This window comes from Pseudomonas sp. KH_046_2, assembly GCF_057838985.1.
In genome coordinates this window covers 4,369,998-4,389,088 of sequence record NZ_CM174480.1, presented here as the reverse complement: position 1 = coordinate 4,389,088, position 19,091 = coordinate 4,369,998, and the positions used below count along the sequence as shown (strand labels likewise).

Below are 19,091 nucleotides of genomic sequence, written 5' to 3'. Positions count from 1 at the left end.
ACGCCCAAGCGACACCGGGCCGCTGAGGGTTCTCTTTTGGCCGCTTGTTGCCTGTAGAGAAGGGCTGCAGCCCTCAATTATAAGCTGTAGTAATACTTCGAATAATAAATAGAAAATTGACTAATCATGTTCCCGGAACGAAAAATCATCCCCAGACCGGCGCCGCCAGAGCGCCGCGGATTTGCCGTTTCTCTCCTGCCAGAAAAATAACCAAAGGAGTCCCCCATGAAGCCTCCCGCTTCGTCCCAGCCGCGCCGTGCGGCAGCCGCTGCCTTCATTGGCACCATGATCGAGTGGTACGACTTTTACATTTACGCCACCGCCGCCGCGCTGGTGTTCGGCGCGCTGTTCTTCCCCTCAGACGACAAACTGTTCAGCACCATGGCCGCTTTCGGCACCTTCGCCGTGGGTTTCTTTGCGCGGCCGTTGGGCGGGATTGTCTTCGGTCATATCGGTGACCGCATTGGCCGCAAGAAGTCGCTGATCATCACCTTGTTGATGATGGGCGTGGTCACGGTGTGCATCGGCTTGCTGCCGACCTACGCACAAATCGGCGCCGCCGCGCCGGTGCTGCTGATTGTGCTGCGCATCGTCCAGGGCATCGCCGTGGGTGGCGAGTGGGGCGGGGCGGTGCTGATGGCCGGCGAGCATGCGCCGAAAGGCCGGCGCAATTTCTTCGCCTCGTTTGCGCAACTGGGCAGCCCGGCAGGTTTGATCCTGTCGCTGCTGGCCTTCAGCGCGGTCACCCGTCTACCGGAAGAAGACCTGATGAGCTGGGGCTGGCGCTTGCCGTTCCTCGCCAGTTCGCTGTTGTTGCTGGTGGGCCTGGCGATTCGCCTGGGGGTCAATGAGTCGCCGGAGTTTCTTGCCAGCCGCGAGCAGGCCAGCAAAAGCCAGCGTAAGGAGCAGGCACCGGTCATGGAGGTGCTGCGCACCGCGTGGCGGCCGCTGCTGTTGTGCATCGGCGCCAACACCCTGGGGATCGCCGGGGTGTATTTCACCAACACCTTCATGATCGCCTACACCACCCAGCAACTCGAACTTCCGCGTTCACTGATCCTCGAGTGCCTGTTCTTCGTCGCGATCATCCAGTTCTGCATTCAGCCGCTGGCGGCCTGGGTCGCCGAGAAGGTCGGGGCAACCCGCTTCCTGTGCCTGGTGTCGCTGCTGGCCATGGCGTCGCCGTACCCGATGTTCGTGCTGGTCAGTTCGGCCCAGGCGCCGCTGATCATCCTCGGCATTGCGTTGGCGGTGGTGTGCATGGCGTCGTTCTATGCGGTGATCGCCGGTTACGTCAGCGGCATGTTCGAGACCCGTGTGCGCTACACGGCGATTTCCCTGGCGTACCAGATTTGCGGCGCGCTGGCCGGTGGCCTGACGCCGCTGATCGGCACGCTGCTGGTGCACAGGTTCGCCGGCCAGTGGTGGCCGATGGCGGTGTTCTACAGCCTGATCGCCGCGACTTCGCTGCTGTGTGTGCTGTCCCTTGCCCGTCGCCATGCCAGCGCTGAACGCCTGGAACTGGCCAAGGCCTGACCCCTGAATTTTCCTGGAGAAGCACATGTTGAAGATCAATGGCGAACGCCTCTGGGCGAGTCTGATGGCGATGGCCGAAATCGGCGCCACCGTCCGTGGCGGCAGCTGCCGCCTGGCCCTGAGCGACGAGGACAAGGCCGGTCGCGAACTCTTTGCCCACTGGTGCCGTGAAGCCGGCATGACCTTGAGCGTGGATGCCATCGGCAACCTGTTCGCCCGCCGCGTCGGCACCGATCCGGACGCTGCCCCGGTAATGATGGGCAGCCACCTCGATACCCAGCCCGAAGGAGGGCGGTTCGATGGCGTGTACGGCGTGCTCGCCGGCCTGGAAGTGGTGCGTTGCCTGAACGATCTGGGCATCCAGACCCGCAAGCCGCTGGAAGTGGCGGTGTGGACCAACGAAGAAGGCGCGCGCTTCACCCCGGCGATGTTCGGCTCGGCGGTGTTCACCGGCATCATGGCGCTGGACGCCGCGCTGGCGGTGCGCGACATCGATGGCATCAGCGTCGCCGAGGCGCTGCAACGCACCGGTTTTGCCGGCGAGCGCCCGCTGGGTGGCGCGGTGGATGCGTACTTTGAAGCCCACATCGAGCAAGGGCCGATCCTTGAAGACAACGCCAAGAGCATCGGCGTCGTCAGCGGAGGCCAGGCGATTCGCTGGCTCGACGTGCGGGTCGAAGGCATGGCGGCCCACGCCGGCACCACGCCTATGCCGTTGCGCAAGGATGCCTTGTACGGTGTGGCGCAGATGGTCCAGGCCATCGAAGGCCTGGCGGCGGACTTCGCCCCCGAAGGCCTGACCACGGTCGGCGAGTTGAGCATCAACAAGTCATCGCGCAACACCATTCCGGGCCTGGTGAACTTCACCGTCGACCTGCGTCATCACCGCGATCAAACCATCGAGGCGATGGAGCAACAGGTCCGTGCGCGGCTGCAGGCGATTGCCGATGCTCGCGGTTTGAAACTGGCGATCACCCCGCACTGGATCAGCCCGGCGACGCCGTTCGACGCGGACTGCGTGGCGGCGGTGCAACAGGCCGTGGATGGCCTGGGCTACGCTCAGCAGTCGATCGTCAGCGGCGCCGGGCATGACGCGATCCACCTGGCGCGGTACTGCCCGACAGCCATGGTGTTCATCCCGTGCGTGGGCGGCCTGAGCCACAACGAAGCCGAAGATGTGCTGCCCGAGGATGTGCGGCAGGGCACCGATGTGTTGCTCAACGCGGTGCTGTCGCGCGCCGGGAAGGCCGACTAAACACAATCCCTGTAGGAGCGAGCCTGCTCGCGATTGCGGTGGATCAGTCGCCATCAATGTTGAATGTGCCGGCCTCATCGCGAGCAGGCTCGCTCCTACAGTGGTACGGGCTCGGCCAAAAGATTTTCGTTAACTGACAGGTATTCACTCCATGCGCAGTGTTTTCCACCCCGAACAATTGCTCCATCATCCACGCAGCTACTACTCCCGTGGCCAGATGCGCACGCCGCAGGAAGTGCCGGAGCGTGCGCAGCGCCTGGTGCAGGCGTCTCATGCGTTGGGTTTCAGTGTCGAGCAACCGGCCGATGCCGGGCTCGATCCGCTGCTGGCGGTGCACGGTGCGCCGTACCTGAGGTTCTTGCAGGAGGCCCATCAGCGCTGGAAAGAGATTCCCGAGGATTGGGGCGACGAGGTGATGTCGAACATCTTTGTCCGCGAGCCCAATGCCTTGCGCGGGATTCTCGCGCAGGCGGCGCGTTATCTGGCCGATGGCAGTTGCCCGGTGGGCGAGCAGACCTGGCGTTCCGCCTACTGGTCGGCGCAAAGCGCCATCGCCGGGGCCCGGGCGTTGCTCGATGGCGAGCCGGCAGCCTATGCCCTGTGCCGTCCACCGGGTCACCACGCCCGGGCCGAAGCGGCGGGTGGTTTCTGTTATGTGAACAACGCGGCGGTGGCGGCGCAGGTATTGCGCGCCGGTTTTTCGCGGGTAGCGGTGCTGGATACCGACATGCACCACGGCCAGGGCATTCAGGAGATTTTCTACGACCGCGATGACGTGCTCTACGTTTCGGTGCATGGCGATCCGACCAACTTCTATCCGGGTGTCGCAGGTTTTGCCGAAGAGCGTGGTGTCGGGGCGGGCGAGGGTTTCAACCTCAACCTGCCGATGGCCCATGGCGCCAGCGAGGCGGATTTTCTGGCGCAACTGGATGTAGCGCTGAACGCTGTGACGCAGTTTGGTGCCGATGTATTGGTGTTGTCCCTGGGCTTCGATATTTTCGAACTGGACCCGCAAAGCAAGGTGGCGGTGACTCGCGAAGGTTTTTCCGTGCTTGGTGAGCGGATTCGCAGCCTGGGATTGCCGTGCCTGATTGTGCAGGAGGGCGGCTATCACCTGGAGAGTCTGGAGGATAATGCGCGGGCGTTTTTTGTGAGCCCTGAGGTGTGGCAGCTCTGAGATCCTGGGTGTCTGGAAGATCGCTTTCGCGGGCAAGCCCGCTCCCACAGGTGACCGAGTTGGAACGCATATTTGCATTCACACCGGCCCATATGGGAGCGGGCTTGCCCGCGAAGAGGCCCTCAAGAACAGCACAAAATCAAACCCCAGGCACCGGACAACTCAAATCCCCTTCCTGGCACTTCAGGTAGTTCTTGAACGTCTGAACCCGTGCCTTGGTCAGCTCCGTGGTGCAGTTGCTGTAGATCAACGGATACACACTCCCGCCTTCCACCCCGGACGCCGAGAATTTGCACTCGGCATCGCGGAACGCCACCCACGCCCGCTGCGCACCCACCAACTGCTTCTTGCTGTCCGGGTTGCTCTTGAGTCGCGAAGTGATCTGCTGGTACAGCGTATTCAACTCCTTGTCGGCGGCCGCATTCTGCTGCGCCGCGCACTGGTTCATCGTCGCCTGGTCGCTGGCATTGTCGCAGTCCACGGCGAACGCCATGGAGGTGAACAACAGAGGCGTCAGCGCCAATAGTAAGCGTGGGTTCATGCTGGAGTGCTCGCTGTGACCGAAAGAGAGGTGCAGTGTAGCGCCGAGGGACACAGGCAACTGCCGCGCAGGTTTTTCATGTGGCTATCCTTTTCGATGCTGTTTCGAGGGCGAACGTTAGCAGTTTCGACCCGCTGATTTTGCGATTGCCGCAGAACTTATCCGCGTAAATGCAACCGAACATCTCAGGTATGGTTGATTGCAAATCCCGATTGGTACAACTTTAAAGTTGGTCTTGTGGTCTTACTGACCTACTGTTCAAGTACAGGAGGTGACTTATGAACCCAGCATCTGATCGCATCGAAAGGAAAGTCCTGCTCAAGGCCAAGCGTTCGCAGGTCTGGCGCGTGCTGGCCAATGCCGAAATGTTCGGACAGTGGTTTGGCGTGGCGCTGGAGGGCAAGCGTTTTGTGGCAGGCGAGTGGACCCAGGGGCAGATTACCTATCCCGGTTATGAGCATTTGCGCTGGAATGTACTGGTAGAGCGGGTCGAGCCGGAGCGACTGTTTTCGTTTCGCTGGCACCCGTATGCCGTGAACCCTGAAGTCGATTACTCCCAGGAACCCACCACCCTGGTGAAATTCGAGCTCGAAGACATGGACGAAGGAACCTTGCTCAAGGTCTCTGAGTCCGGTTTCGATCACGTTCCCCAGGCCCGTCGCGAAAAGGCTTTCCGCATGGACAGTCGTGGCTGGGAAGAGCAAATGAACAATATCGAGCAGTTTTTGATCGACAACGCCAAGTCCCATGAGCAACAGAGTGGCTGAAGCCGGCTCGAAACCTGAGGCGTCTAGGGGTTTTCGGAAGGTGGTATATAGCGAATGTCTTACACGCGATGGTAGCGATATCGCCTGTTACAAATTGGATCCGATGCGTATTCTGGCCTCACCCACTGAAGCACAGGATGTGCTCAGGATCATGGATGATCGACCATATGCAAGGAACGCTACGACAAGGAGTCGTCATGGTCTTGGAAAAACCCGCTTCGGCGGGTTTTTTTGTGGGCGCAGGAAAAGTCGTGGCGGCAGGAACCGGGTTCCCGCCGCCATTTCTTCACTGTCGGTCGAGTTTCGCCGCCGCGCGCTCGGTGATCTGCGCCCGCAGCTTCAACGAGCCGGCAGCCCGCTGGCGTGCCTCTTCCCGCACACTGGCCGGGGCCGTCTCGGGGCTGCCTGCGGTAAACGGCGGGGCCGGTGCGTATTCCAGCTGCAACTGCACCAGCTCGGCGGTGGCCTGGTCGAACAGCTCGGCGGCCAGGGTCAGGGCGAAATCAATACCGGCGGTGATGCCGCCGCCAGTCAACAGATTGCCGTCTCGAACCACCCGATCTTTCACCGCGATTGCGCCCAGCGGCTTGAGCAACTCGTGATACGCCCAGTGAGTGGTGGCGCGTTTACCCTTGAGCAGTCCCGCCGCGCCCAGTACCAGCGCGCCGGTGCACACCGAGGTGATGTAGCGGGCGTTGGCGGCCTGGGTCTTGAGAAAGTCCAGGGTCTGGTCATCTTCCATCAACGGCCCGACGCCGCTGCCTCCGGGCACACAGATCACGTCCAGCGCCGGGCAATCATCGAAGGTGGTGGTCGGCTTCAACAGCAGGCCGGTGCTGGCGCTGACCGGCATCAGGTCTTTCCAGATCAGATGCACTTTCACATCCGGCAGCGAGGCCAGTACGTCATAAGGGCCGGTCAGGTCCAGTTGCTGAACCTGTGGGAACAACAGAAAACCGATCTGCAACGTCATGGTGTTTTTTCTCGTGAAGTGGGTGGACGGTTTGACTCTAGGCTCGTAGGCTTTGGCGTATACGCCAATATCCCCACGAATTACGCCAAATGTCGAAAACCATCCATGTGCTCGCTTTCGCCAACGTGCAATTGCTCGACGTCACCGGGCCGTTGCAGGTATTCGCTTCGGCCAACGACATTGCCCGTCAGCAAGGCCTGCCGCCACCCTATGCGCCGACGGTGATTGCCAGCGGCGGCGGGGCGGTGATGTCGTCGGCGGGGTTGGCGCTGTTGGCCGAACCGTTACCGGAGGGGGGCACCGACACCCTGATCATCGCCGGTGGCTGGGGTGTTTACGCAGCTGCGGAAGATGCGCCGTTGGTCACCTGGGTGCGCGAACATGCCCGTGGCTGCCGACGGGTTTCCTCGGTGTGCACCGGTGCGTTTCTGCTGGCGGCCAGCGGCTGGCTCGATGGACGGCGCGTGGTCACCCACTGGACCCGTTGCGAGCAACTGGCGCAGCAACACCCTCGCTTGCACGTCGAGCCCAACCCGATCTTCATCAACGACGGCCCGGTCTGGACCTCGGCCGGGGTGACCGCTGGCATCGACCTGGCGCTGGCCATGGTCGAACAAGATCTGGGGCGCAGCATGGCCCTGGAAGTTGCCCGGCAACTGGTGGTGTTTCTCAAGCGCCCGGGTGGCCAGTCGCAATTCAGCGTGACCCTGTCCCTGCAACAGGAAGGCAACCGTTTCGACGAACTTCACGCCTGGATCAGCGAAAACCTGACCAAGGACCTGGGCATCCCGACCCTGGCCCTGCAGGCCGGCATGAGCGAACGCAGCTTCGTACGCCACTACCGCGCCGACACCGGCCAGACCCCGGCCCGGGCCATCGAACTGATCCGCGTCGAAACCGCACGACGTCTGCTCAGCGATACCGGCGTGCCGATCAAGCGGGTGGCGGTGCAATGCGGCTTCGGCAGCGAAGAAACCCTGCGCCGCAGCTTCCTGCGGGCCATGGGCGTGACACCGCAGGCTTATCGGGAGCGGTTTTCGGTCAGTGTTGCAGCAGATCCGGTGTCCAGCTCACGTCAGGCTTCCGCTTCCGCCAGCTGATTGAAATATTGTCGTGAAACTCCGGGAACTAAGGGGCCTAAGTAGCTGACTGGTTTGGGTGGCCGAGAGTTCATTTGGCGGGCGAGGAGGGGGGGCTGTGAGGGCCTCTTCGCGAGCAAGCCCGCTCCCACAGTTGATGGGTGTACGCCGTCCAATGTGGGAGCGAGCTTGCTCGCGATGGGGCCTTCACATTCAACCAACAATTCCACGCTTCCCCCACAATCAGCCGTTATGGCAACGTGCAGTCCCCTGATGAGACCCGTCCCATGGCAAACCCCTATCGCGAGTTGTTCAAGGCCCCTGGCAGTGGCGCATTCGTGCTGGCCGGGATGATCGCGCGCATGCCGATTTCCATGACCGGCATCGGCCTGATCACCATGCTTTCGCAGGTGCAGGGTGGCTACGCAATGGCGGGCGCGGTGGCGGCGACGTTCGCCCTGGCGACGGCCTTTTGTGCGCCGCAGGTCTCGCGGCTGGTGGATCGATATGGCCAGGGGCGGATTCTGCCGGTATCGGCACTGCTCGGCGGCGGGGCGTTGCTGCTGTTGTTGCTGTGCACGCGGTTGCAGGCACCCAACTGGACGCTGTTTGTCTTCGCCGCGCTGGCCGGTTGCATGCCGAGCATGTCGGCGATGGTGCGGGCTCGCTGGACCGAGGTGTATCGCGGTCGCCCCGAGTTGCAGACCGCCTACGCCCTGGAGTCGGTGCTGGACGAAGTCTGCTTCATCGTCGGGCCGCCACTGTCGGTGGGGTTGTGCGTGGTGGCATTCCCCGAGGCCGGGCCGCTGGCGGCCTTGCTGGCGCTGGCCATCGGCGTCACCGCGTTTGTGTTGCAGCGCAGCACGGAGCCGCCGGTGCATCCCCATGAAGCCCATCACCAGGGCTCGATCATCCGATCTCGCGACATTCAATTGCTGATGCTGTTGATGGTCGCCATGGGCACCATCGTCGGCGTGGTGGACGTGGTCAGCGTCGCCTTCGCCCGGCAGCAGGGCCAACCGGCGGCGGCCAGTATCGTGCTGTCGGTGTATGCCATCGGCTCGTGCCTGGCCGGGTTGGCCTTCGGCGCACTGCGTTCGAAAGTGCCGCTGGCGCGCCTGTTCCTGTACGGCGGGGTAGCGACGGCGGTGACTACCTTGCCGTTGTTGCTGGCGACGAACATTTTCGGCCTGTCCCTGGCGGTGTTTGTCGCCGGCCTGTTTTTTGCCCCGACGCTGATTGTCGCCATGGCCCTGGTGGAGCAGATCGTGCCGCCGGCCAAACTCACCGAAGGCCTGACCTGGCTGGTCACCGGCCTGAGCATCGGCGTGGCGATCGGCGCCGCCGGCTCCGGCTGGCTGGTGGACGCCTTTGGCGCGCGCAGCGGGTTCTGGCTGGCGATTGCGGCAGGGGCGGTGGTGCTTGGTTCGGCGATTCCGAGCTATCGCCATCTGAAATGAAGATTTACCACAATTGGATCTGCGACTAATTCCGGCTACGCCCCATCCGTTCTCTTGGCAGACAACTTTCGAGGAAATCCCGGTGACCCCGCTGACATTGCTGTGCCTGCCCTATTCGGGCGCGAGTGCCATGGTCTATAGCCGTTGGCGGCGCAAACTGCCGCAGTGGCTCACGCTGCAACCGGTGGAACTGCCGGGGCGTGGCGCGCGGTACGGCGAGCCCTTGCATACCGACATGCGCCGCCTGGCGCTGCAATTGGCCCAGGAACAGAAAGCCACGCTCAAGGCGCCGTACGCCTTGTTCGGCCATAGCATGGGGGCGTTGCTGGCCTGCGAGATGGCCCACGCGTTTCGCTCGCTGGGTTGCCCCGAGCCGGTAGCGCTGTTCGCCTCGGGCACCGCAGCACCGATGATGCGCGCCGACTACGACCGGGGCTTTGCCCAGCCCAAGACCGACGCCGAACTGATCGAGCAACTGCGCACCCTCAACGGCACCAGCGAAGAGATCCTCGCCAATCAAGAGTTGATGAGCCTTACCTTGCCGGTGCTGCGCGCGGACTTCCTGCTGTGCGGGCGTTTCGAACCAGTGCAGCGCCCGTTGCTCAAGTGCCCGGTGCACGTGCTCGGCGGCAAGACCGACCGCGCCACCGCTGAACAATTGATCGGCTGGAGCCAGGAAACCCGTGGCAGTTTTTCGGTGGACATGCTGGCGGGCGGGCACTTCTTCATCCATGAGCAGGAAGCGAAGGTACTGCGGGTGATCAAGGATCAGCTTGAAGTGCACCATCGGCGGCATGGGTTGATGGCGGTGGGCTGACCCGATTCCTGCATCACCGTACACCTTGTAGGAGCGAGCCTGCTCGCGATGGCGGCATCACATTCAACTTGAATGTGTCTGACCCACCGCTATCGCGAGCAGGCTCGCTCCTACAGGTTTTTTCAGTGTTCTGTATTCCGCGTTTCACCTTCCGCCTGATCCGCTAATTTTTCCCGCCTGCATTCGTTTTATAGGGACGACGCGCCTTTGCGCCTGCTGCCTACTGATGCGGATGCCGATAGATGAATGCTGAAGACTCCTTGAAACTTGCTCGCCGGTTTATCGGGTTGCCCCTGGAAAAGCGCCAGATGTTCCTTGCGGCCTTGCACAAGGAAGGCGTGGATTTCGCCCGTTTCCCGATTCCGGCCGGTGTCGAGGCCGAGGATCGCCAGGCGCTGTCGTACGCCCAGCAACGCATGTGGTTTCTCTGGCAATTGGACCCCCAAAGCGGGGCGTACAACCTGCCGGGCGCGGTGCGGCTGACCGGGCGCCTGAACCTGTCGGCGCTGGAACAGGCGTTCGTCAGCCTGGTGGCGCGGCATGAAACCCTGCGCACGGTGTTCGCCCGTCAAGCCGATGACAGCTTGCTGCAAGTGCCGGCCGCTGCGCCGCTGCGGATCGAACAGGTGGATTTCAGCGCATTGCCTGCCAATGAGCGCGAAGGTGCCGTGGCTGTAACCGCTGAACAGCAGTCGGTACTGCCGTTCGATCTGTCGACCGGTCCGCTGCTGCGGGTGACCTTGCTCAAGCTCGCCGAGCAGGAACATGTCCTGCTGCTGACCCTGCACCACATCGTCTCCGACGGCTGGTCGATGAACGTGCTGATCGACGAATTCATCCGCTGCTACGACGCCTTCGATGCGGGCGCGCAACCGCAGCTGGCAGCGTTGCCGATCCAGTACAGCGACTACGCCCTGTGGCAGCGCCGCTGGCTGGAGGCGGGCGAGCAGGCACGGCAACTGGCGTACTGGCAGGCGCAGTTGGGTGACGAACACCCGGTGCTGGAATTGCCCCTGGACCATTCGCGCCCGGCGATGCCGAGCTATCGCGGCACCCGCTACGAATTCGCGGTCGAGGCGCAACTGGCCGAGCAACTGCGCATCACCGCACAGAAACACAACATCACCCTGTTCATGCTGCTGCTCGGCGCCTTCAACGCTTTGCTGCATCGCTACACCGGGCAAACCGACATCCGCGTCGGCGTGCCCATCGCCAACCGCAACCGCGCGGAAATCGAAGGCCTGATCGGCTTCTTCGTCAACACCCAGGTGCTGCGTACCCAACTGGACGGCCAGACCCGGGTCGACGACCTGCTGCGCGCCATCAAGGAAACCGCCTTCGGCGCCCAGGCCCATCAGGACCTGCCGTTCGAGCGCCTGGTCGAGGCGCTGAAACTGGAACGCAGCCTCAGCCACACGCCGCTGTTCCAGGTGATGTACAACCACCAGCCGCACGTGGCCGACATGGCCTCGGTCAGCACCGCGTCCGGTCTGGAGCTGGGCAGCATCGACTGGCAAAGCCGCACCACCCAGTTCGACCTGACCCTCGACACCTGGGAGAAGGGCGGCAAGCTGCACGCCGCGCTGACTTATGCCAGCGACCTGTTCGAGGTCGACACGATCGCGCGCATGGCCCGGCACTGGACGCGTCTGTTGCAGGCGTTAGTCGACGACTCGACGCAAAAAATCGGCGAGTTGCCGATGCTGACGGCGGATGAGCAACAGGTGCTGGTGCAGGACTGGAACGGCACCGCCGAGGCCTATCCCGTCGAGCAGTGCATGCACGAGTTGATTCAGGCCCAGGCCCGACGCACTCCCGAAGCACCGGCGCTGGTGTTTGGCGAGCGCCAGCTCAGCTACGCGCAACTCGATGCCCGCAGCAATCAACTGGCTCATTGTTTGCGCGAGCAGGGCGTCGGCCCGGATGTGCTGGTGGGGATCTGCGTCGAGCGTTCGCTGGAGATGGTCATCGGCCTGCTGGCGATTCACAAGGCCGGTGGTGCCTACGTACCGCTGGACCCTGAGTACCCGGCCGAACGCCTGGCCTACATGATCGAAGACAGCGCGATTGGCTTGCTGCTCAGCCAAAGCACCTTGCTCGGCGCCTTGCCCACCGAGGGCGTCAAGGTCATCGCCCTGGATCAGGAGCAGGACTGGCTCGACGGCTACAGCGAGACCTGCCCGCAGGTTGAAGTGCATCCGCTGAACCTGGCCTATGTGATCTACACATCCGGTTCCACCGGCAAGCCCAAGGGCGCCGGCAACAGTCACGCGGCGCTGGTCAACCGCTTGTGCTGGATGCAGCAGGCTTACGGGCTGGATGACAGCGACTCGGTGTTGCAGAAAACCCCGTTCAGTTTCGATGTGTCGGTGTGGGAGTTCTTCTGGCCGCTGATGACCGGTGCGCGCCTGGTGGTGGCACCGCCGGGGGCGCATCGTGAACCGGCGCAGTTGATCCGCCTGATCGGTGACCACGGCATCAGTACGCTGCACTTTGTGCCGTCGATGCTCCAGGCGTTCATCCATGAGCCGGGTGTCGAGGCATGCACCGGTCTCAAGCGGATTGTCTGCAGCGGAGAAGCCTTGCCGCTGGATGCGCAATTGCAGGTGTTCAAAAAACTGCCGGACGCCGGGTTGTACAACCTGTACGGCCCGACCGAGGCGGCCATCGACGTCACCCACTGGACCTGCATCGACGAAGGCGCCGACAGCGTGCCCATCGGCCGGCCCATCGCCAACCTGCGCACCCATGTGCTGGATGCGCAATTGCTGCCGGTTCCGGCCGGCGTGGCGGGGGAGTTGTACCTCGGCGGCGCCGGGCTGGCGCGCAGTTATCACCGGCGTCCGGCGCTCAGCGCCGAGCGTTTTGTACCGTGCCCCTTCCATGACGGTGCGCGCTTGTACCGTACCGGCGACCGCGTGCGCCAGCGTGTCGATGGGGTGATCGAATATCTCGGGCGCCTCGACCATCAAGTCAAATTGCGTGGCCTGCGCATCGAGCTGGGGGAAATCGAGACTCGCCTGATGCAGCATGCCCTGGTGCGCGAGGCCGTGGTGCTGGTGCAGGGCGGCAAGCAACTGGTGGCGTATCTGGTGCTGGAAAATACCGACACCGACCCGCAGTGGCCGCAAACCCTCAAGGCCTGGCTGCTCGGCAGCCTGCCGGAATACATGGTGCCCACCTACCTGATGCCGCTGGATGCCTTACCGGTGACCGCCAACGGCAAGCTCGACCGCAAGGCTTTGCCGCAGCCGGACGCCGCGCCGCAACAGGCATTCGTCGCACCGCAGGATGCGCTGCAGACCGCGCTGGCGCAGATCTGGCAGGACGTATTGGGCGCGGAACCCGTGGGCCTCGAAGACAACTTCTTCGAGCTCGGCGGCGACTCGATCATTTCCATCCAGGTGGTCAGCCGTGCCCGCCAGGCGGGCATTCGCCTCAGCCCGCGCGACCTGTTCCAGTACCAGACCGTGCGCAGCCTGGCGTTGGTCGCGGCGTTCGACAGCCGCAGCACTGTCGATCAAGGCCCGGTCAGTGGCGAGGTGATCCTGACCCCGGCGCAGCATTACTTCTTCGAACAGGCCATCGCCCAGCGTCAGCACTGGAACCAGTCGCTGCTGCTGACGCCCCGGGAAGTGCTGAATCCGCAAGCGCTGGAACGGGCGTTGGTCACCGTCATCAACCACCACGACGCCTTGCGCCTGCGCTTCATCGACGGTGCCGAAGGCTGGCAGCAGCACCATGCAGCGCCAGTCGAGTCAACTGAATTGTGGCAGCGTCGGGCGTCTTCGACCGAAGCCTTGACCGCCCTGTGCGATGAGGCGCAACGCAGCCTCGATCTGGCAGACGGGCCGCTGCTGCGTGCCTTGCTGGTCAGCCTCGACGACGGCAGCCAGCGCCTGCTGCTGGTGGTCCATCACCTGGCCGTGGACGGGGTGTCGTGGCGGGTGTTGCTCGAAGACTTGCAACAGGCTTACCGGCAAGTGGCGCTGCCCGAGAAAACCAGCGCCTACCAAGCCTGGGCCGCGCACCTGCAACAGCATGCCGGCACCGTGCCTGGGCAAATGCCGTACTGGCAGGCACAACTGGCGGATGCCCGGGACCTGCCGTGTGACAACCCCCAGGGCAGCTTGCAGCAGCGCCACGGGCACAAGATCGAATCGACACTGGACGCCGAACTGACCCGCCTGTTGCTGCAACAGGCCCCGGCGGCCTATCGCACTCAGGTCAACGATCTGTTGCTCACGGCGTTGGCGCGGGTCATCTGCCGATGGAGCGGGCAGGGTTCGACGCTGATCCAGCTGGAAGGCCACGGCCGCGAAGACCTGTCCGATGACCTCGACCTGAGCCGCACCGTCGGCTGGTTCACCAGCCTGTTTCCGCTGCGCCTGCGACCCGAGGCCGAGGTGGCGAATTCGATCAAGTCGATCAAGGAGCAACTGCGCGCCATTCCCGGCAAAGGCCTGGGGTACGGCTTGCTGCGCTACCTCGGCGAACCGGCACAGCGCCAGGCCCTGCAAGACCTGCCGGCACCACGGATCACCTTCAACTACCTGGGGCAGTTCGACCGTCAGTTCGACGATGCTGCGCTGTTCGTCCCGGCCCCGGAAAGCGGCGGCCAGGCCCTGGGCGACGATGCGCCGCTGGCCAACTGGCTGAGCGTGGAGGGCCAGGTGTATGGCGGGCAGCTCTCGCTGCAATGGGGCTTCAGCCGTGACATGTTTGCCGAGTCCACCGTGCAACGACTGGCCGAAGCCTACACCGAAGAACTCAAGACGCTGATCGAACATTGCTGCACGACAGCGGCAGGCCAGGTCACGCCGTCGGACTTCCCGCTGGCGCGCATCACCCAGGCACAACTCGATGCCTTGCCTGTTGCGGCGCCGGCCATCGAGGACGTTTACCCGCTGACGCCTATGCAGCAGGGCATGCTGTTCCACACCCTGTACGAACCCCAGGCCGAGGCCTACATCAATCAATTGCGCCTGGACATCCAGGGCCTGGAACTGGCCGCGTTCGGCCGGGCCTGGCAGGCGGCGATCAACCGTCATGACATCCTGCGCAGCAGCTTCCACTGGCTGGGGCTTGAGTGCGCGCATCAGGTGATTCATCGCCAGATCGACCTGCAACTACAAGTGATCGAAGCGGCCGACATCGACCTCGACGCACTGGCCGCCGAGGAACGCAGCCGTGGCTTCGAACTCAGCGCCGCGCCGTTGTTCCGCCTGCTGCTGGTGCGTCGGGGCAGTGAAGACTGGCACCTGATCCATACCAGCCATCACATCCTCATGGACGGCTGGAGCAACGCCCAGTTGCTCGGCGAAGTGATCCAGCACTATGCCGGCCAGACCTTGGCCAGGCCGTTGGGGCAATACCGCGACTACCTGGGCTGGATTCAACAGCAGCCGCTGCTGGCCGGCGAGCAGTTCTGGAAACAGGCGCTGGCGCCGCTGGAAACGCCGACACTGCTGGCGCAAGCCTTGCCGACGCCTGCCGATGGGCACGGCATGGGCGAACATCAATTGAGCCTTGAAAGCGCCGCACTACAGCGCCTGAGCGATTTCGCCCGCCAGCAGAAAATCACCCTCAACACCTTGCTGCAAGGCGCCTGGGGCCTGCTGTTGCAGCGCTACACCGGTCAGTCCTGTGTGGCCTTCGGCGCAACGATTGCCGGACGCTCCGCGCCGTTGCCGGGCATCGAGCAGCAGTTGGGGCTGTTCATCAACACCTTGCCGATCATCGCCGCGCCGCAAGCGGGGCAGTCGGTGGCCCAGTGGCTCAGCGACCTGCAAGCCCTGAACCTGAGCCTGCGCGAGTTCGAACACGTGCCGCTGTACGATATTCAGGGCTGGGCCGGGCAACAGGGGGCGCTGTTCGACAGCCTGCTGGTGTTCGAGAACTTCCCGGTGGCCGAAGCCCTCAAGCAAGGAGCGCCGGCGGGGCTGACCTTCGGCGCGCTGCACAATCACGAAATCACCAGTTACCCGCTGACCCTGGGTATCGAAGTCGGCGCCACGTTGCGACTGGATTTCAGTTTCGACCGCACCCGGTTCAGCGCGGCGCAGATCAGCCAGTTGGGCGCCAGCCTGTTGCAGGTGCTGGAGCAGTTCGTCGCACAGCCACAACAGGCATTGGGCGCGGTCAGCTTGCTGGATGCACAGGCCCGAGCAAAGGTGTTGGCGTATTCCCGTCCGCCTGCGCCGCCAATCGACAGCCCGTTGCTGGCCCATCAGCGCTTCGAGCAACAAGCGGCACGCACCCCCGATGCCCTGGCGGTGATGGTCGGTGACGAACGCCTGACGTACGCCCAACTCAACACCCAGGCCAACCAGCTCGCCCATCGCCTGCGCGCCCAGGGTGTGGCGCCGGGGCAGCGGGTGGGCCTGTCGGTGCGACGCAATGCGCAGATGATCGTCAGCCTGATGGCGATCCTCAAGTCCGGCGCCGGTTATGTGCCGCTGGATCCGGACTACCCGGCCGAGCGCCTCGCCTACATGATCGAAGACAGCGGCATGGACCTACTGCTGGCGCAACCGGGGTTGCTGAGCGATGTAGCGCTGCCGCAAGGTTTACCGCGCCTGGCGCTGGAGCCGGGCGCAGACGCCGGGTATTGCACCGACAACCTGGTCAACCTCGCCAGCGCCGAAGACCTCGCCTATCTGATCTACACCTCTGGCTCTACCGGACGGCCGAAAGGCGTGTGCCTGGCCCATGCCGCACTGCGCGAGTTTTGCGTGATCGCGGCGGACTATTCACAACTCACCCCGCAAGACCGCGTGCTGCAATTCGCCACGTTCAGCTTCGACGGCTTTGTCGAGCAGTGCTACCCGCCATTGTGCGTGGGCGCGGCGCTGGTGATGCGCGGCGATGAGCTGTGGGACACCGACACCCTCTACCGCCAGATCATCGAACAAGGCGTGACCCTGGCCGATCTGCCGGCGGCCTACTGGTTCCTGCTGGCTCAGGAGTGGGCGGCCCAGCCTCGGCGTGACAAGGGGCGTTTGCGTCAGGTCCACGTAGGCGGTGAAGCCATGTCGCTGGAAGGCCTGAAGCTGTGGCACGCCGCCGGTTTGGGCGATGTGCGCCTGCTCAACACCTACGGGCCAACCGAAGCCACGGTGGTGTCCAGCACCCATGAGTGCACGCTGGCCGATACCCGCAATCACATTGGCGTGCCTATCGGCAATGCGCTGCCAGGGCGTGCGTTGTATGTGCTGGACAGCGAAGGGCACCTGCTTCCGACCGGTTGCGTCGGCGAGTTGTGCATCGGCGGTGACGCTGGCCTTGCCCAGCGTTATCACCAGCGACCGGGCTTGAGCGCCGAACGTTTCATTGCCGATCCGTTTTCCAGCACCCCGGGTGCGCGGCTGTACCGCAGCGGCGACCTCGCGCGTTATCGCGAGGACGGTGCGCTGGAGTACCTGGGACGCATCGATCATCAGGTGAAAATTCGCGGTTTCCGGGTCGAACTGGGTGAACTGGAAGCGCACCTGCAAGGCCTGTCGATGATCAGCGAAGCCGCAGTGCTGGTGCATGAAGGCGTTGGCGGCAAGCAATTGATCGGCTACGTGGTGCCGGCCGATGCCGGGCTGCTGGCGGCGGATGCGCGTCAGCTCACCGACACCGTGCGCCGCGCCTTGGGTGAGCGCCTGCCGGACTACATGCTACCGGCACAACTGGTGTTGCTGCCCGCGTTGCCGCTCAACCGCAATGGCAAACTCGACCGCGCCGCGTTGCCGGCCCCGAAGGTCTGGGAGGCCGAGGTCGGCAGTGCCCCGCAAGGTGCGCTGGAAATCGAACTGGCGCAGATCTGGCAGCAGGTGTTGCAGGTCAGTCGCGTCGACCGCGAAAACAGCTTCTTCGAATTGGGCGGGCATTCGTTGCTGGCGACGCAAATCGTCTCGCAGATCCGCCAGCGCCTGGGCCTTTCGGTGAGCCTGCGCAGCCTGTTCGAATATCCGCGCCTCGAGGATTTCTCCGCTCAGGTGCAGGCGCTGCAACACAGCTGTGAACGCCCGGCGCTGGTGGCGGACACCTCTGGCGAACGCCAGCCGTTGTCCTTTGCCCAGCAGCGCCTGTGGTTCCTGTGGAGCCTGGAGCCGGACAGTTCGATGTACAACATGCCCGGTGCCTTGCGCTTGCGCGGCGAGTTGAACCTCGATGCCCTGCGCCTCACCTTCGAAACCCTGGTGCAGCGTCACGCCGTGTTGCGCACCACCATTTACGAAGAAGACGGCCAGGCCTGGCAGCGGGTCCACGGGCAATTGCCGTTGAGCTTCGAAGCCCGCGACCTGCGACATCGACCGGCGCCGGACGTCGAAGCGCAGCAACTGGCCCGCGAAGAAGTCGCGCGGCCATTCGACCTGCGCCACGGTCCGTTGCTGCGGGTGCGGGTGCTGCGGGTCGCGGATGACCAGCATGTGCTGTTGCTGACGGTGCATCACATCGTCGCCGATGACTGGTCGTTCCGCGTACTGATCAATGAGTTCGTCACGCTCTATCCAACCCTCAACCGTGGCCAGACCCCGCAACTGCCGGCGCACAGCGTGCAGTACGCCGACTTCGCCAAATGGCAGCGCCAGTGGCTGGAGCAGGGCGGCGAGTTGCAGCGCCAGCTCGACTACTGGCAGCAACGCCTCGCTGAACCGCAAGCCGTGCTGGAGTTGCCCGCCGATGGCGACCGGCGCACTGCACAGGAAGGCGCCAGCGCCCATTTCACCTTCAGTGCCGAACTCAGCCAGCAGTTGCGCGACTTTGCCCAACAGCGCGATCTGTCGCTGTTCATGCTGCTTCTGGCCGGATTCACCCTGGTCCTGCGCCAGCGTACCGAGGTCAGTCGTGTGCGCATCGGCACCGATATCGCCAACCGAAATCAAGCCGAGCTTGAAGAAATGGTCGGCTTCTTCGTTAACCAACTAGTACTGCAAGTGGAAGTCGATGCCGGGCAGCCGGCAGCGCAATTGCTGGAGGCCTGTCGCCGGGCGGTGCTGGAGGCTTCGGACCATCAGGACCTGCCGTTCGAGCGCCTGGTGGAGGCCTTGCGCCTGCCGCGCCGGGCCGGCCGTTCACCGTTGTTCGACATCAAGCTGATTTACCAGGAAGGCGTTGGTCGCCTGCCGTCGATGGAGGACCTGCAGGTCGAGGACTTCCCGTCCGGGCGTCAGGCCGCCGAGATCGGCATGGTCGCCGCGTTCTACAACGATGCCGAACACATTCACTTGAGTTTCGAAACGCCGGTGGGCCAGTACCTGCCGAGCACGCTGGAGTCCTTGTTCGAACAGATCCGGGCGGTGCTCGAAGCGCTGATACGCGCTGACGGAGTGCAGGTCGGTGAGTTGCTGGACCTGGCCGCCGAAGTGCAACGCCGTGCCGAAGCGCGCTTGAACGAGCAACGCAAGGCCTTGCTCGGCGGCGCCATGGCGATCAAGCGTCGCTCGGCGAGCCGTGGCACGCCGGCAGCGCAATCCGCGGCGGACTGATTCAGTC

General features: G+C 63.7%; 10 protein-coding genes. 8 read left to right on the top strand and 2 right to left on the bottom strand.

Annotation, left to right across the window (positions count from 1 at the left end; genetic code table 11):
- The first annotated feature begins 225 nt into the window (after nucleotides 1-225).
- The 3 genes from AC3IX1_RS19830 to AC3IX1_RS19820 all read left to right on the top strand — a co-directional run bounded on the left by AC3IX1_RS19830 (nucleotide 226) and on the right by AC3IX1_RS19820 (nucleotide 3,968).
- Nucleotides 226-1,536, top strand: a complete 1,311-nt coding sequence (locus AC3IX1_RS19830; protein ID WP_489385495.1) for an MFS transporter — start codon at nucleotides 226-228, stop codon at nucleotides 1,534-1,536.
- Between the two features lie 25 nt (nucleotides 1,537-1,561).
- Complete coding sequence (locus AC3IX1_RS19825) at nucleotides 1,562-2,791, top strand: Zn-dependent hydrolase (RefSeq protein WP_489385494.1); 1,230 nt, start codon at nucleotides 1,562-1,564, stop codon at nucleotides 2,789-2,791.
- Between the two features lie 151 nt (nucleotides 2,792-2,942).
- The gene (locus AC3IX1_RS19820) at nucleotides 2,943-3,968 is read left to right on the top strand and encodes a histone deacetylase family protein (protein ID WP_489385493.1); all 1,026 of its coding nucleotides are present in this window, start codon (nucleotides 2,943-2,945) and stop codon (nucleotides 3,966-3,968) included.
- A 139-nt stretch (nucleotides 3,969-4,107) separates the two neighbouring features.
- Here AC3IX1_RS19820 and AC3IX1_RS19815 read toward each other — a convergent pair whose 3' ends face one another.
- The gene (locus AC3IX1_RS19815; RefSeq protein WP_489385492.1) at nucleotides 4,108-4,509 is read right to left on the bottom strand and encodes a lysozyme inhibitor LprI family protein; all 402 of its coding nucleotides are present in this window, start codon (nucleotides 4,507-4,509) and stop codon (nucleotides 4,108-4,110) included.
- Nucleotides 4,510-4,787: 278 nt separating this feature from the next.
- Here AC3IX1_RS19815 and AC3IX1_RS19810 point away from each other — a divergent pair, with 278 nt between their 5' ends.
- A complete protein-coding gene (locus AC3IX1_RS19810) occupies nucleotides 4,788-5,276 on the top strand; it encodes an SRPBCC family protein (protein ID WP_489385491.1) in 489 nt (162 codons plus the stop codon).
- Between the two features lie 286 nt (nucleotides 5,277-5,562).
- Here AC3IX1_RS19810 and inhA read toward each other — a convergent pair whose 3' ends face one another.
- Nucleotides 5,563-6,249, bottom strand: a complete 687-nt coding sequence (gene inhA / locus AC3IX1_RS19805; protein ID WP_489385490.1) for an isonitrile hydratase — start codon at nucleotides 6,247-6,249, stop codon at nucleotides 5,563-5,565.
- Between the two features lie 89 nt (nucleotides 6,250-6,338).
- On the opposite strand from inhA, the gene AC3IX1_RS19800 reads away from it, so the two are divergent.
- The 4 genes from AC3IX1_RS19800 to AC3IX1_RS19785 all read left to right on the top strand — a co-directional run bounded on the left by AC3IX1_RS19800 (nucleotide 6,339) and on the right by AC3IX1_RS19785 (nucleotide 19,084).
- Entirely contained in the window at nucleotides 6,339-7,349 is a 1,011-nt protein-coding gene (locus AC3IX1_RS19800; protein ID WP_489385489.1) for a GlxA family transcriptional regulator, read from the top strand.
- Between the two features lie 266 nt (nucleotides 7,350-7,615).
- Complete coding sequence (locus AC3IX1_RS19795) at nucleotides 7,616-8,788, top strand: MFS transporter (RefSeq protein ID WP_489385488.1); 1,173 nt, start codon at nucleotides 7,616-7,618, stop codon at nucleotides 8,786-8,788.
- A gap of 82 nt (nucleotides 8,789-8,870) precedes the next feature.
- Nucleotides 8,871-9,605 carry a thioesterase II family protein gene (locus AC3IX1_RS19790; RefSeq protein WP_489385487.1) on the top strand — a complete coding sequence of 245 codons (735 nt, stop codon included), beginning with the start codon at nucleotides 8,871-8,873 and terminating at the stop codon, nucleotides 9,603-9,605.
- Nucleotides 9,606-9,847: 242 nt separating this feature from the next.
- A complete protein-coding gene (locus AC3IX1_RS19785; RefSeq protein ID WP_489385486.1) occupies nucleotides 9,848-19,084 on the top strand; it encodes an amino acid adenylation domain-containing protein in 9,237 nt (3,078 codons plus the stop codon).
- Nucleotides 19,085-19,091 lie beyond the last annotated feature (7 nt).